At 66.1% G+C, this 14,346-nt stretch carries 12 protein-coding genes; 5 read left to right on the top strand and 7 right to left on the bottom strand.

Translation table 11 applies throughout. The annotated features are described in order from the left end of the window. Positions 1 to 9: 9 nt before the first annotated feature. The 7 genes from AC1DGP_RS12425 to pehA form a co-directional block, all read right to left on the bottom strand. Entirely contained in the window at positions 10 to 891 is an 882-nt protein-coding gene (locus AC1DGP_RS12425) for an ABC transporter permease (RefSeq protein WP_476776344.1), read from the bottom strand. Further along, a complete protein-coding gene (locus AC1DGP_RS12420; RefSeq protein WP_441505894.1) occupies positions 887 to 1,822 on the bottom strand; it encodes an ABC transporter permease in 936 nt (311 codons plus the stop codon). Before AC1DGP_RS12420 ends, AC1DGP_RS12425 begins: the two co-directional genes overlap by 5 nt. Continuing rightward, a complete protein-coding gene (locus tag AC1DGP_RS12415) occupies positions 1,822 to 2,814 on the bottom strand; it encodes an ABC transporter ATP-binding protein (protein ID WP_441505895.1) in 993 nt (330 codons plus the stop codon). The genes AC1DGP_RS12420 and AC1DGP_RS12415 overlap by 1 nt, the downstream gene beginning before the upstream one ends. After that, positions 2,811 to 3,821, bottom strand: a complete 1,011-nt coding sequence (locus AC1DGP_RS12410) for an ABC transporter ATP-binding protein (RefSeq protein WP_441506008.1) — start codon at positions 3,819 to 3,821, stop codon at positions 2,811 to 2,813. The genes AC1DGP_RS12415 and AC1DGP_RS12410 overlap by 4 nt, the downstream gene beginning before the upstream one ends. 5 nt (positions 3,822 to 3,826) lie before the next feature. Next, entirely contained in the window at positions 3,827 to 5,464 is a 1,638-nt protein-coding gene (locus AC1DGP_RS12405) for an ABC transporter substrate-binding protein (protein ID WP_441505896.1), read from the bottom strand. A gap of 71 nt (positions 5,465 to 5,535) precedes the next feature. Then, positions 5,536 to 7,173: an ABC transporter substrate-binding protein gene (locus AC1DGP_RS12400; protein WP_441505897.1), complete on the bottom strand. Its 1,638-nt coding sequence runs from the start codon at positions 7,171 to 7,173 to the stop codon at positions 5,536 to 5,538. Next, the gene (gene pehA / locus AC1DGP_RS12395; RefSeq protein WP_476776327.1) at positions 7,140 to 8,744 is read right to left on the bottom strand and encodes a phosphoric/sulfuric ester hydrolase PehA; all 1,605 of its coding nucleotides are present in this window, start codon (positions 8,742 to 8,744) and stop codon (positions 7,140 to 7,142) included. Before pehA ends, AC1DGP_RS12400 begins: the two co-directional genes overlap by 34 nt. A 785-nt stretch (positions 8,745 to 9,529) precedes the next feature. On the opposite strand from pehA, the gene AC1DGP_RS12390 reads away from it, so the two are divergent. From AC1DGP_RS12390 to AC1DGP_RS12370, 5 genes are read left to right on the top strand one after another with little or no spacing between them, the layout of a single operon-like run. After that, complete coding sequence (locus tag AC1DGP_RS12390; protein WP_476832191.1) at positions 9,530 to 10,099, top strand: flavin reductase family protein; 570 nt, start codon at positions 9,530 to 9,532, stop codon at positions 10,097 to 10,099. A gap of 52 nt (positions 10,100 to 10,151) precedes the next feature. After that, a complete protein-coding gene (locus AC1DGP_RS12385; protein ID WP_441505898.1) occupies positions 10,152 to 11,156 on the top strand; it encodes an LLM class flavin-dependent oxidoreductase in 1,005 nt (334 codons plus the stop codon). 26 nt (positions 11,157 to 11,182) lie between these two features. Beyond that, positions 11,183 to 12,535, top strand: a complete 1,353-nt coding sequence (locus AC1DGP_RS12380) for an LLM class flavin-dependent oxidoreductase (RefSeq protein ID WP_441505899.1) — start codon at positions 11,183 to 11,185, stop codon at positions 12,533 to 12,535. Positions 12,536 to 12,549: 14 nt separating this feature from the next. Then, positions 12,550 to 13,743, top strand: a complete 1,194-nt coding sequence (locus AC1DGP_RS12375) for a M20 aminoacylase family protein (protein WP_476832190.1) — start codon at positions 12,550 to 12,552, stop codon at positions 13,741 to 13,743. A 23-nt stretch (positions 13,744 to 13,766) separates the two neighbouring features. After that, positions 13,767 to 14,309, top strand: coding sequence for a GNAT family N-acetyltransferase (locus AC1DGP_RS12370; protein WP_441505900.1), 543 nt, complete (start codon positions 13,767 to 13,769; stop codon positions 14,307 to 14,309). Positions 14,310 to 14,346: the final 37 nt, after the last annotated feature.

Below are 14,346 nucleotides of genomic sequence, written 5' to 3'. Positions count from 1 at the left end.
TCTCCAGGATCAGCGCAGGGTCGGATCGAGCCGGTCGCGCAGCCAGTCGCCGACGAGACTCACCGCCAGCGTCGTCAGCACGATGGTGCAGGCTGGCGCGAGCATGATCCAGGGGGCACGGGTCAGATATTCGCGACCATAGCCGACCATATTGCCGAGGCTGGTCATCGGAGGCTGCACGCCGAGCCCTAGGAAGGAGAGCCCGCTCTCGAGCAGGATGACTTCAGGAAAGGTCAGCGTCATCGAGACGATCAGCGTCGAGGCGATATTCGGCAGGATATGGCGCAGGTAGACGCGTGCCGGGCTTGCCCCGATCTGGCGCACAGCCCCGGCATAGCCCTGCGCCCCTGCCGAGATCGCCAGGCCGCGCGAGATGCGGGCATAGCGCTCCCAGCCGTAGAGCCCCATCAGCCCGATGAAGAGCGGCAGCGCATTGCCGAAAAAGGCAAGCACCGACAACGCAAGGATCAGGAAGGGCATCGCCGCCTGGAAATCGGCCAGCATCAGCACGAACTGCTCGACCCAGCCGCGGAAATGCGCGGCGAGAAAGCCCATCACCGTGCCGAACACCGCCGAGATCACGGTCGCCCCGAAGGCGACCAGCAGCGAGATGCGGATCGAAATGATCAGGCGCGAGAGCACGTCGCGGCCGAGTTCGTCCGTGCCGAGCCAGTGCAGCACATGGCCGGGCGGCGAAAGCCGATTGCGCAGATCGTAGGCCGTGAAACGATAGGGCGTGATCCAGTCCGCCGTCAGCGCCACGATCAGGATGAAGCCGATCCAGATCAGCCCGAACCAGACCAGCAGCGGGATGCGGTTCTTCGGTTGCGGGGCAGTCTTGTCGACGGAGGTAGGGGTGGCGCCGGTGGCTGTGATATCGGCCATCTCAATGCCCTCCCGCCTTGGCGCCGCTGCGCAGGCGTGGATCGAGCACACCGTAGAGCAGATCGACGATCAGATTGGCGCTGACCATGGTGATCGCGACCAGCAGGAGGATGCACTGCACGATGGCAAGATCGCGGTTGGCGACCGACACCACCAGCAGCCGCCCGACGCCCGGCCATGAGAACACGCTCTCGACCACCACTGCGCCGGCGATCAGGCTGCCGACCATGAAGCCGACGATGGTGACGGTCGGGACTGCGGCGTTGGGCAGCGCGTGGCCGCGCACTACGGCAGGCCACGGCACGCCCTTGGCGCTGGCCGTGCGGATATAGGACTGGCCGAGCACCTCGAGCATGGCGCTGCGGGTGAAGCGGGCAAGCACTGCGGCGCCGCCAATGCCGAGCGTCAACACCGGCAGGATGGCGTGGCGCCAGCTCTCCTGGCCGCCGGAGGGCAGCCATCCGAGCTGGACCGAGAAGATCAGCACCAGAACCAGGCCGAGCACGAAGCTCGGCACCGTGAAGCCCGCGACCGCCGTGACCATGACGATGCGGTCGATCAGGCTGTCGCGATGCAGGGAGGCATAGATGCCGGCGGGGATGCCGATGCCGAGCTTGAGCGCAAGCGCCGGCAGGGTCAGCGCCAGCGTGGCCGGAATGCGCTCGGCGACGAGTTCGAGAGCCGGCCGGCCGTCGCGCATCGACTGGCCAAGCTCACCCTGCCCAATCGCCGAGAAATAGCGCAGATATTGCAGCCAGATCGGATCATCGAGGCCCCAGGCCTTGCGGAAGGCGGCAATGGCCTCGGGCGGCGCATCCACGCTCATGATGATCAGCGCCGGATCGCCCGAAAGCCTGAGCACGACAAAGGCGAAAGTAACGACGAGGGCAACGGTCAGCGCCGCGCGCCCGAGACGCAGAAAGAAGAAACGCAGCATCAGCTCGCCGCCTTCAGGAAGTTGGCCTGGTCATGCGCGACATGGCAGGCAGCAAGCCGGCCGTCCGGCATCGGCTTCAGCAACGGGCTCTCGACCTTGCAGCGCTCGCGCGCCGCATGGCAGCGTGGGTGGAAGGCGCATCCCGAGGGGCGCGCCGCAGGATTCGGCGGGTCGCCCTGCAGCACGATTCGGGGGCGCGTGCGGCGGCCGGGCACCGGCGCGGCCGAGACCAGGGCCTCGGTATAGGGATGTGCCGGATTGGAGAGCAGCAGATCGGCCTCGCCCTCTTCGACGATCCGGCCGAGATACATCACCGCGACGCGATGGCTGACCTGCCTGACCACTTTGAGATCGTGACTGATGAAGAGCAGACCGAGGCCGAGTTCCTGCTGGATATCGACCAGGAGATTGATCACCTGGGCCTGGATGGAGACGTCGAGCGCCGAGACCGGCTCGTCGCAGACCAGGAGGTCCGGCTTGGTGGCAAGCGCGCGGGCGATGACAGCGCGCTGGCGCTGCCCTCCGGAGAGTTCATGCGGGTAGCGCCGGCCCTGGTCGGCGCGCAGGCCGACCGATTGCAGCAACGCGAAGGCCAGCGCCTCACGCTCCTTCGGCTCGCCGAGCCCATGCACGTCGAAGGGCTCGCGCACCTGTTCGACGATCTGGAGACGCCGGTCGAGCGCGCCCAGCGGGTCCTGGTAGATCATCTGCATGCGCGCGCGCATCTGGCGCCAGGCCAAGGTGTCCGTGGCCGGCATCGGAGCGCCGTTGAACAGAACATCCCCCGCGTCGGGCTTCTCGAGCCCGAGCGCGAGCCGGCCCGTGGTCGATTTGCCGGAGCCGGATTCACCGACGAGGCCAAGCGTCCGGCCACGCTCGACCGTCAGCGAGACGCCGTCGACGGCGCGCACCTCGATAGATCGGCCCAGCAGGCCTTTGCGCATGCCGTAGCAGCGCGCGACATTTCTCGTCTGAAGCAAGGGAGCGCTCATGCGTAGACCGGCTTCCGCGGACGGACAGGTTCCGCTTGAAGCGCCTTGATGCAGGCCGCAAAGCGTCCCGGCGCCTTCCAGGCCAGCGGTGGCACGCCTGCGTCGCAGGCCTCGCCCCGCCGTGGGCAACGTGGCGCGAAGGCGCAGCCGGGTGGCAGGTTCCAAGGCTCGGGCACATTGCCCTCGATCGGGTCGAGCCTGCGGCGCACGCCTTCCAGCGGCGGCAGCGCCGCGATCAAGCCCTGCGTGTAGGGATGCAGCGGCTCGTCGAACAGCGACTGAGCCTCGGCGGTCTCGATGATCCGCCCGGCATACATCACGCAGACCCGGTCGCAGGTCTGCGATATCACGCCGAGATCATGGCTGATCAGCACGAGCGCCATGTCGGTCTCGCGCCGGATCTTGGTCAACAGCTCGAGGATCTGCGCCTGGATGGTGGCATCGAGCGCCGTGGTCGGTTCGTCGGCCACGAGCAGGTCGGGTTTGCCGGCGAGCGCCATGGCGATCATTACGCGCTGGTTCTGGCCACCCGAGAGCTCATGCGGGAACGCGTCGAGGCGGCGCGCCGCGTCTGGAATCCCGACGAGATCGAACAGGCGTTTCGCCTCCGCCCTGATCGCCGCACCCGAGAGGCCGCCATGCAGCGCCAGGGCCTCGCCCACCTGCTTGCCGAGGCGAAGGACCGGGTTGAGCGCGCTCGCCGGATCCTGGAAGATCATGGCAATGCGCCCACCACGCACCGTGTCCAGCACGTCCGGTTCGGCGTCGATCAGTTCCGTGCTGCCCAGCCTGACATTGCCGGAGACGCTCGCCTTCTTCGGCAGCAGGCCGAGGGCTGCCAGCCAGGTCACCGATTTGCCGCAGCCGGACTCGCCGACCAGGCCGACCGCCTCGCCGCGTGCGACCGAGAGATCGATGCCGTGCAACACCTTCACGCCGTCGAAGGCGACCGTCAGTCCATTGATCTCGACCAGCGGGTCAGCGACGCTGCCGAACCTGTCCAACATCGTGCTCACGAGCGGATCCCGCCCCAATTGCGCGCCCTGAAATCCATGACGAAGGCCTGTGCCGCCTTCCACTGGATATCCCGGCGCTTCGCCGTGAAATTCGCTGTCTGGTGCAGCACGGTATAGGCGGGGTCCTCACGCTCGCAGATTTCCAGGATGCGGCGGAACATCGCCTTGCGCCTGGCACGGTCGGTCGAAGTTTCAAGCTCGTCGGACAGCTTGCCCATCTCGTCGTTGCGCCATTCGCCAATCTGCCATTGCTGGCCGGTCGGGCCGTGCTGGGCGGTGATCGAGGCGACAGGATCGTTGAAGGCGGCGCTGTTCGACCAGTCGCGTACCGCCCGCGTCGGCCCCTTTGCCAGAACCTGCGGGAAGTTCTCCTTGCTTTCGATTTCGACGTTCAGGCCGATCTCGCGCCAGCTCTCGATCAGCACCTGCGCCGTTGAAACCTGGCCGGTATAGTAATTGTTGAGCAGCCGGTAAGGAATCGTGTCGCCCTTGTAGCCCGACTGCTTCACCAGTTCGCGGGCGAGTTTGGGATCGAAGGCCGGGACCGCCCAATCGGCGATGAACATGTCGCCGTAGAACTCCCATTGCAGGCCCTTGGGCACGCGGGTGCGCCCGCCCCAGAGCGCATCGACGATGGTCTGGCGGTCGATGGCATGGGTCATGGCCCGACGCACCAGCGGGTTCTCGAGCTGCGGGTGCGTCTTGTCGAAGGTCGTCAGGCGGTGATTGGCGATCAGGCCGCCGAGCACCTCATGACGCGGGTTCTTCTCGATCTCGCTGATCTGGTCAGGCGGGATATCGCAGGCAAAGTCATACTCGCCCGAACGCAGACCGTTGATGCGGGACGCCGTTTCCGGCACCTCGACAAACCGGATCTGCCTAAGCGGCGGCCGGCCGCCCCAGTAGGCGTCATGCGCGACGAGCGTCAGCGACTGGTCCGGCTTGAACTCGGCGATCCCATAGGGCCCTGTGCCGACGGGCTTGCGCGCCCAGTCGAGCCAGCTTCCAGCCTCGGCAAAGGCCTTGCGCGAGACGATGATGCCGACATTGCGCGAGATACGGCCTTCGAGCGTCACGTCGGGTGTCTTGTTGACGAAGCGAACGGTCTGCGGATCGACGATCTCGATTTTCTCGAAGCCCGGGAAGGCTCGCCTCGCCACCGCCACCACCTCGGCGGGCGGCTGCTTGCCGGCGGCGCCGGCAGTCACCGAACCGAATAGCCCGGCCGAGCCCGCCTGCCCCGCTCCGCCCCACATCCGTTCGGAGCCGAAGGAGAAGGCGACGTCCTCGGCAGTCATGGTCTCGCCATTATGAAACGTCACGCCCTGGCGTAGCGTCAGCTCGACGGTGCGGTCGTCGATGCGGCGCCAGGCCGTGGCGAGGCCCGGCCGGAGCGACAGGTCGCCGGCCCAGTCGGTATCGATCAGGCTCTCGGCATAGCTGTAGAAGGTGCGAGTGCCGACATTGGACTGCTCGCGCAGCGTTTCCAACGTGTTGGAATTGGCGATCTTCTGGACCGCGATGGTGATCGAGGGCCGGTTATCGGCCTGCGCGATCGCGAAGCGCGGCAGGATCAGGGCACCAGTCGAGGCCGCGCCGAGGCCAAGCGCATGGCGGCGTGTCAGATGGGTCAAGGAACCCTCCAGAAGTCATCGGAAACAGAAAACGGCGCGCCCTTTCGGGGCGCGCCGCGATAAGACTGCGTTCAGCTCCGGCCGCCCCAGTTCTCGGCGCGGAAATCCATGGCGAAGGCCGGCGAGGCCTTCCAGGCCAGTGCCTTGGGCTTGGCCGTGAAGGTCGCGTTCTGGTGCAGCACCGTATAGGCCGGGTCCTCGCGCTCCGCGATTTCCAGCATGCGGCGGAACGCAGCCTTGCGGCGGGCGCGGTCGGTCGAGGTTTCGAGTTCGACCGAGAGCGTGTTCATCTCGTCATTGCGCCATTCGCCGGCCTGCTGCTGCTGGCCGTTTGGACCGTGCTGGGCGACGATCGAGGAGACGGGATCGTTGAAGGGCGCCGAATTCGACCAGTCGCGTACCGCCCGGGTCGGCGTGCGCTCGAGAATCTGCTGCCAGTTCTCCTTGACCTGGATTTCGACGTTGAGCCCCGCCTCTTTCCACATCTCGACCAGGACCTGCGCCGTGGCAGTCTGGTTGGTGTAGTAGTTGTTGAGCAGCCGATAGGGGATCGGATCGCCCTTGTAGCCGGACTGCTTGACCAGCTCGCGCGCCAGCTTCAGATCGAAGGCCGGCACCGCCCAATCGGCGTGGTACATCTCGCCATAATAGGGCCATTGCAGCCCCTTCGGCACGACGGTACGGCCGGCCCAAAGCGATTCGACGATCGCCTGCCGGTCGATCGAATGTGTCATGGCGCGGCGAACCAGCGGATTTTGCAGCTGCGCATGGTTCTTGTCGAACACCGTCAGGCGGTGATTGAGGATGGTCCCGCCCTGTACCTCGAAGGCGGGATTCTTCTCGATCTGCGAGATCTGGTCCGGCGGGATATCGCAGGCGAACTGGTACTGGCCGGAGAGCAGCCCGTTGATGCGGGACGCCGTCTCCGGCACCTCGACAAAACGGATCGACTTCAGCGGCGGGCGGCCACCCCAGTACTCGTCATGGGCCTCGAGCAACAGCGAGACGTCCGGGCGATACTCGGCGATCCGGTAGGGGCCTGTCGTGACCGGCCTGGTCGCCCAGTCGCTATAGGTCTTCGCCTCTTCGAAGGCGCGACGATTCATGATCTCGCTGCCATAGCGCGAGATGCGGCCCTCCATCGTCACGTCGGGCGTGCCGTTGACGAAGCGCACCGTGTATTTGTCGACGATCTCGATGCCGAGCAGAGCCGGCCAGGAGCGGCGCGCCACCGCCGGCACTTCCGCCGGCAGTTCCTTGTTGGCGCGGCCACCACCCACGACGAAGTCGACCGAGATCGTCTTGCCTTGCGACGGCTGCGTGTCGCCGAACATGCGCTGTTTGCTGAAGGAGAACGCGACGTCCTCCGCCGTCAGCTCATCGCCGTTATGGAACTTCACGCCGCGGCGCAGCTTGAGCTCGACGGTCTTGTCGTCGATGCGCTTCCACTCGGTGGCAAGACCGGGAACCGTCTCGAGATTGCCGAGCCAGTTGCGGCCGATCAGCCCCTCCCAGATCGACGAGAAGAAGACACGCTCACCGACATTGGACTGCTCGCGCAGCACGTCGAGCGTGTTGGAATTGGCGATCTTCTGCACTGCGATGGTGATCGAGGGCCGGTTATCGGCCTGCGCGATCGCAAAGCGCGGCAGAATGAGGGCCGAGCCGCCGAGCGCTATTGCGCCGCGACGCGTGAAGGAACCGACCATTGTTCATCTCCTGAGGGGGTGGCGTTGGGAGCGCGCTCCTCGAGCCCGCGCGGGCCGGAGCGGAAATGGGTCAGGGTCCGGTCGGCATGGATCAGCCGCCAGGACAGCGCCTTCTGGGCATAGTCGCGCACCAGGGCGTCATAGGCCGGGTCCTCGGCCAGATTGACGAACTGGTGCGGATCCTTGGCGAGGTCGAAGAAGAGCGGCGGCAGCGCGGCGAAATGGACGTATTTGTAGTGCTCGTCCTGGATCACGCAGAGGCTGGACTGATCCATGTGGAGGCCCAGCACCTGCTCCGGCTGGGAGTAGTGCACGTCGCGGAAATCGTATTCGTAGTGCAGCTCGCTGCGCCAATCCGCCGGCCGTCCCTCGCTGAGGAACGGCATCACCGAGCGCCCGTCGCAGGCGCGCGGCGCCTCGCCGCCGAGCCAGTCGAGAATGGTCGGCATCACGTCGACACTCTCGGTGAAGGAGGCCTCGATCGCACCGCGACGCTCATCCGCTCCGCGCGGGTCCTTCACCACCAACGGAATGCGGAAGCTCTCGTCGTTGAAGCCGATCTTGCCGAGCAGGTGGTGGTCGCCGAGCTGCTCGCCATGATCGCTGGTGAAGACGATGAACGTGTCGTCCCACTGCCCGGTCTCGTCGAGATAGGCGAAAACCCGGCCGAGGCAGTCGTCGATCTCGGTGATCAGGCCGCAATAGGTCGCCCGCATCTGGCGGATTTCAGCCTCGTCCAAGGTCGCGCCCGAGCCTTCTGCGCCGTGGAAGAAGGAGCCGCGCTTGATCGAGTCGATGTAGAACTTGGTCAGCGGATGCTGAGCCGCCTCGGCTTCCGGTGATTCCGCCCGCACCAACCCGGGCATATCCTCCGGGCGGTACATCGCGTGATAGGGCGCCGGCGCAACGAAGGGCGGATGCGGACGATAATAGCCGAGATGCAGGAAGAACGGCCGGCCGGCGCGCCCCTTCAGATAGGTCAGCGCGCGTTCGGTGAAGAAGGTCGAGTCGGAGAATTCCTTGGGGATGCGCGACGGCTTGTCGGTCGCGCCCGGCACCGAGTCCTCGCCCTCCGGCAGCCAGATATCCTCGCGCTTTTCCGGCAGTTCGAAGCCGTTCTGCGCCACCCAGCCGAAATAGCCGTCCATATTGGGCTCGAAGGCGCCGACCGAACGGAAACCGTCCATCAGGTCGCCGAGCACGAGGAAGCGCGGGTCGTTCTTCGAGGTCGCACGCGGGTCGGGCGTCGTCGTGGTGTAGCCGATCAGCGCAGGATCATAGCCGATGGCGCGCAGCGCCTTGCCGAGATTGAAATGGCGCTGGTCGAGCGGCACCGTGTTCTGCACGGCGCGGTGGTTCATCAGGTAGAGGCCGGTGAGCAGGCTGGCCCGGGCCGGACCGCAAGGCACGCAGGCCGTGACATGGTTGCGGAAGGTCACGCCCTCCGCGCAAAGGCGATCGAGATTCGGCGTCTTCAGGAAGGGATCGCGCCCCTCGGCCCGCATCAGATGCGGTATGAAATCGGCGCGCCATTGGTCGACGACGATCAGGAGAACATTCTGGCGTTTCATTCTCGGCAATCCAGCTGTGAGGCCGCCTGCCTAGGTCGCCTGGATGACGCCGGGATGACTGTTGGATGAAAGCCAGGGCAGCCATCTTGCGAGTGTTCGCCAAGCTGGAATGGTGACCTTGCGTCTCTGCCCAGCGCGCTGCCGGTGCGCCAGCAATGTCGGAGTTGCGCGCTGACGAAGGCGGGATGCCCCGCAGGTCACGTACGTCCAGCGCATGAGGCAAAGCCTTTCGAGCACCTCGCCGTCCAGAGGCGTTTATCCCGGTTCGAGAGCGATCTTTGAAAAGACGTTTCATTGACCGAAGCAACCTGATGCAGAATGATCATAGTATCGACGGTGTCGATCGCGGGATTTGCTGGAGCAGCTTGCACCGCGTCACCAAAGCTAAAAGCACCACGAATGCATTCGTGGGCTCCCGATTGCTGGAGACACGTTCATGACTGAATCAACATCGAAGAGAATTCCACTTTATATTCATAAAACTGCGTCTGATCGGGCGCATCGATGTTGAACGCTCCTGCGTGCCGGGCCTGAACGGCACCGCGCCCCGCTCCTCCTGATCCCGCGTGGGTAACGCCGCTCAGCTCGGCCGGGGCGGAGCCATGCCGAACACCGTCGACGCCTCGGATTTGGGTCAGACAGTGTTCTGGCCCGCTCGGAACGTCCCACCACCCCTCTTTTCGGCTCGGCCGCTGGCCGGCTCGGTCGGCGAACGCACGGCTTGATCGACAGCCGTTGCGAGATCGCTGCGTCCAAACCCGCCCGCATGGCTTGAAGGATTCCCCATGAGCATCGTCACGCGCTTGCCAACAGCTTCGCCCACGATTCGCGACGAAGCAGCAGCATTCCGTGCCGCTTTCCGCCACCTCGCTGGCGGGGTCAGTGTCATCACGACCGGCGCAGGCGAGGATCGGACCGGCCTCACGGCGACCTCGGTCGCCTCGCTCTCGGCCGAGCCTCCGACCGTCATGTTCGGACTCAACCGCACATCGTCGAGCTATCCGACCCTGCAGCGGTATCGCACCTTCGGCATCAACTTCCTGAATGCGGCGCAGAAGCAGATCGCGTATCGCTTCGCCGGACGGAACGGCGAGAAGGGCGTCGAGCGCTTCCGGCACGCCGAATGGACCACCGCCGCAACCGGCGCCCCACTCCTGGTGGGCACGCTCGCCTCCCTCGACTGCGAAGTCGAGGAACTGATCGAGCGCCATTCCCACAGCATCGTCATCGGCCGCGTGCGGGCCGTCAGATTCGGCGCCGACGAAGCGGCCCTCGTCTACTGGCGGGGCGACTACGAGCGCCTCGGCTGGATGGCGGACGAGGCCGCGGCGGCGCTCGGCCTGCGGGCGCTCTGATTCCACCCGCCCCAAACCCGCACGCAGACCTGCATTCACGAAGGCCGCTCCAATGACCTATCGCCTCAGCCTGCTCGAAAAGAGCCCCGTCTTCGACGACGAGACCGGCAGCATCGCCCTCGCCCGCTCGGTCGCACTTGCTCAGAATGCGGAGCGCTGGGGCTATCACCGTTTCTGGCTCGCCGAGCATCATGGCATGGCGGGCGTCGCCAGTTCCTCTCCGGAAGTGCTGGCGGCCTATATCCTGGCCAGCACCTCGCGCATTCGGGTCGGGTCGGGCGGCGTCCTTCTCCAGCATTACAGCCCCTACAAGGTGGCGGAGAACTTCCACGTCCTCGCCTCACTCGCACCGGGCCGGGTCGATCTCGGCATCGGCAAGGCGCCGGGCGGACTGCCACTGGCCACGCGCGCGCTGCAATGGGGACATGATCCCGCCGTCCGGCGCGAGTTCGGCACGCAGTTGCGCCAACTCGGCGCCTATCTCGATCACGGAACGGACGCTGGCCAGGCCCTCGACCGGCCCCTTGTAGCGCCAATCCCGCCCGAGGTGCCGCAGCGCTTCCTGCTCGGCGGCAGCCCGGAAAGCGCGCGACTTGCCGCCGAACAGGGCTGGCAGTTCGTCTTTGCCGGTCAGCTCAATGGCGATCACGCAGCGATCGAGGCAAGCATCGAGGCCTTCGCCAATGCAGGAGGCCCTGGCACGCCGCTCCTCGCGGTGACCGCGCTGGCCGCCGAGAGCAACGTGGAAGCCGAACGGATCGCGGACGGGCTGCAGATCGTGCGTCTCTACCTCAACGATGGTCAGGCTCTCAATGTCGGCAGCGAAGCGCAGGCCGCGGAATACGCCCGGCAAGCGGGCGTGACCTCCTACCGCACGGAGTTGCGCCGCCCGAGCATCGTCGCCGGCACGCCGGGCCGGGTCCGGCGCGAGCTCGATGCGCTGCACCGGCGCTTCGGCATCGCTGAATTCATCCTCGATACGCCGGCAGCCGCCCGGCAGCAGCGGCTCGCGTCGATCGCGCTGCTCGCCGACGAAGTCCTGACGGCCGCGGCCTGACCACTTTCTCCACCGGAGCACGTTCCATGAGCAAGAAACCCATCACTTTCGGCATCATGCTGCAGGGCCCGGGCAGCCATATGAACTCCTGGCGCCATCCCAGCAGCCCTGCCGATGCCAGCGTCAATTTCGACTTCTTCGTCCGCACCGCGCGCAAGGCGGAGAGTGCCGGCATCGCCTTCGCCTTTGTCGCCGACGGGCTCTACATCAACGACAAGTCGATCCCGCATTTCCTGAACCGCTTCGAGCCGCTGACGATCCTGTCGGCGCTGGCTGCTTCGACCAGCAAGCTCGGCCTCGTCGGCACCGTCTCGACCTCCTACAGCGATCCCTTCACCATCGCGCGCCAGTTCGCCTCGCTTGATCTGATCTCGGGCGGGCGCGCCGGCTGGAATGCGGTGACCTCGCCGCTCGAAGGCTCGGGCCGCAACTATAGCCGGCCGCATCCGGAGCATGCCCTCCGCTATGAGATCGCCACCGAATATCTCGATGTCATCAAGGGCCTTTGGGATTCCTGGGACGACGATGCCTTCCCGCGGGACCGCGAGAACGGCGTCTTCTTCGACAAGGCCAAGCTCCACACGCTGGGGCACAAGGGCCGCTTCTTCCAGGTCGAGGGGCCGCTGAACATTTCCCGCTCCGCGCAAGGGCAGCCGGTCGTCTTCCAGGCAGGCGCCTCCGACGCTGGGATCGGGCTTGCCGGCAAGCACGCGGATGCCGTCTTCAGCAACAATGTCGCACTCGAGGAGGCCCAGGGCTTCTATCGCAGCATCAAGAACAGCGCCATCGCCCATGGCCGCAGCGCGAGCGACATCAAGGTCTTCCCGGGCATCGGCCCGATCGTGGGAGCGACCGAGCGGGAAGCCGAGGAGAAATACCGCGCCATCCGCGACCTCGTCTCGATCGACGAGGCCCTGCTCTATCTTGGCCGCTTCTTCGACCATCACGATTTCAGCACCTACCCGCTCGATCAGCCATTCCCCGAGCTGGGCGAGATCGGCAAGAACAGCTTCCGCTCGACCACGGACCGCATCAAGCGCAATGCGGCCCTGAAGGGCCTGAGCCTGCGCGAGGTCGCTCTCGAAGCCACCACACCGCGGACCGATTTCATCGGCACCGCCGGGGCCGTCGCCGAACGGATCATCGACCGCGTCGAACAGCAGGCGGCAGATGGCTTCATCCTGGGCTTTCCCGTGATTGCCGAGGGTTTCGACGACTTCGCCCGACTCGTCATCCCGGTGCTCGAAGAGCGCGGCGTCTATGACCGCAGCCTGCCCGGCACCACGCTACGCGACCATCTCGGTCTGCCGCGCCGGGAAAGCCGCCAAGTTGGCGAACCTGCGCCACAGCAGGCCGCGCTGGCGCGCTCGGCCGGCTGAGCCGGGGCAAGGACATGACCTTTCACACACCCGGCATCGGCCAGCAAGAGCGCGAAGACGCGGCCCGAGGCGTCGCAGCCTTCGCCGACGCGTTCATCGCATTGCGCCGCGATCTTCATCGCCACCCCGAGCTCGCCTTCGCGGAAAAGCGGACCAGCGCACTCGTCGCGGAGCACCTCGCCGGATGGGGCTACGAGGTCACGACAGGGCTCGCCGGCACCGGCATCGTGGCGACGCTCCGGCGCGGCAACGGCGAGCGTCGACTGGGCATCCGTGCCGATATGGATGCTCTGCCGATCCAGGAAGCAACGGGCCTGGCCCATGCCAGCATCCATGCCGGCGCGATGCATGCCTGCGGCCATGACGGGCATACGGCGATCCTGCTTGCGGCAGCGCGCTATCTCGCAGAAAGCGGGCGCTTCTCAGGCACACTGACCCTGATCTTCCAGCCCGCCGAGGAGATCGGCGCCGGCGCCCGCAAGCTCATCGAGGAGGGGCTGTTCGAGCGTTTCCCCTGCGACGCCGTCTTCGGCCTGCACAATTGGCCGGGCGTTCCGGCCGGACAATTCGGCTTCATTGCCGGTCCGGCGATGGCCTCGGTCGATCAGGCCCATATCACTGTGCTCGGCAAGGGGGGACACGGAGCCGCTCCCCATGAGACGGTCGACCCGGTCGTTGCCGCCGCCGCGGTGATCACGACGCTGCAGAGCGTGGTCTCCCGCAACATCGACCCGCTGGAGGCCGCCGTCGTCACAGTCGGCTCGATCCATGGCGGCACCGCCTCGAATGTCATCCCCGACAGCGTCGAGCTCAGGCTGACGATCCGCTCCTTCAGCAGCACGGTCCGCGAGCAGTTGCAGCAGCGCATTCCGGCGCTGGTGCGTGCCCAGGCCGAGAGTTTTGGTGCAAGGGCCGAGGTCCGCTACCGGCTCGGCTTCCCCGCGCTGGTCAACCACGATGCGGAAACCGCCTTCGCACGCGAGGTTGCGGTGGCGGCCTTCGGCGAAGAACGGATCGAACGGAATTTCAGGCCACGCACTGCCAGCGAGGATTTCGCCTTCATCTCGKAGGCTCGCCCCGGCAGCTACCTCTTCGTCGGCAACGGCGACAGCGCACCCCTGCACAGCCCTCACTACGACTTCAACGACGCCACCCTGGCGCCCGCGGCGACCTACTGGGTCGCGCTGGCGCAGGCCTACCTCTCCTGAACCCGCCGGAAAGGCAGCCCATCATGGCCGACAGCTTCATTTACACCACGCCGCTCGACGCGCGCTCGCAGCCCCTGATCGAAGCGCTGACCTGGGAATACGCGACCCGTTATGGCAGCATTTTCGGAGAGCCGCCTGGTGCCGAGATGAGCCGCTATCCGGCCGAGCTGTTTGCGCCGCCGGATGGCAATTTCGTCCTGCTCGTTCGCGATGGGCGCACGATCGGCGGCGGGGCCTTCATGCGCCACGACCGGCACACGGCCGAGCTGAAGCGGATCTGGACCCACGCCGATTTCCGTCGCCAGGGCTTGGCCCGCAAGGTGGTCGAGGAACTTGAAGCGCAGGCCCAGCGCCAGGGCTACAGCAGGATCTACCTGACGACCGGCTTCCGGCAGCCCGAAGCCAAGGAACTCTACCTGCAGACCGGCTATCGCCCACTCTTCGACATCACGGTCGATCCCGAGGTCCATCTTAAGCTCCCCTTTGAAAAGGAGCTCGGCCCGCTCGCCGGGCATCTGCCGCATGCGTCGGCCAGCGAACGGCCGGGTGCCGCCAGCGCGGCCTGAGCGCCTCCAATCCGACAGAGCGCGGGTCAGACCGCCC

It is taken from the genome of Allobosea sp. 05T433 (assembly GCF_056396065.1).
Note: the sequence above shows the minus strand (reverse complement) of the source record. Positions and strands in the feature narration are given on the sequence as shown.

Bases quoted from the DNA above. Each gene is read 5' to 3' on its own strand.
- AC1DGP_RS12420 (WP_441505894.1), bottom strand. From the start codon at position 1,822: ATGCTGCGTTTCTTCTTTCTGCGTCTCGGGCGCGCGGCGCTGACCGTT.
- AC1DGP_RS12415 (WP_441505895.1), bottom strand. From the start codon at position 2,814: ATGAGCGCTCCCTTGCTTCAGACGAGAAATGTCGCGCGCTGCTACGGC.
- AC1DGP_RS12410 (WP_441506008.1), bottom strand. From the start codon at position 3,821: ATGTTGGACAGGTTCGGCAGCGTCGCTGACCCGCTGGTCGAGATCAAT.
- AC1DGP_RS12400 (WP_441505897.1), bottom strand. From the start codon at position 7,173: ATGGTCGGTTCCTTCACGCGTCGCGGCGCAATAGCGCTCGGCGGCTCG.
- pehA (WP_476776327.1), bottom strand. From the start codon at position 8,744: ATGAAACGCCAGAATGTTCTCCTGATCGTCGTCGACCAATGGCGCGCC.
- AC1DGP_RS12390 (WP_476832191.1), top strand. From the start codon at position 9,530: ATGAGCATCGTCACGCGCTTGCCAACAGCTTCGCCCACGATTCGCGAC.
- AC1DGP_RS12385 (WP_441505898.1), top strand. From the start codon at position 10,152: ATGACCTATCGCCTCAGCCTGCTCGAAAAGAGCCCCGTCTTCGACGAC.
- AC1DGP_RS12380 (WP_441505899.1), top strand. From the start codon at position 11,183: ATGAGCAAGAAACCCATCACTTTCGGCATCATGCTGCAGGGCCCGGGC.
- AC1DGP_RS12370 (WP_441505900.1), top strand. From the start codon at position 13,767: ATGGCCGACAGCTTCATTTACACCACGCCGCTCGACGCGCGCTCGCAG.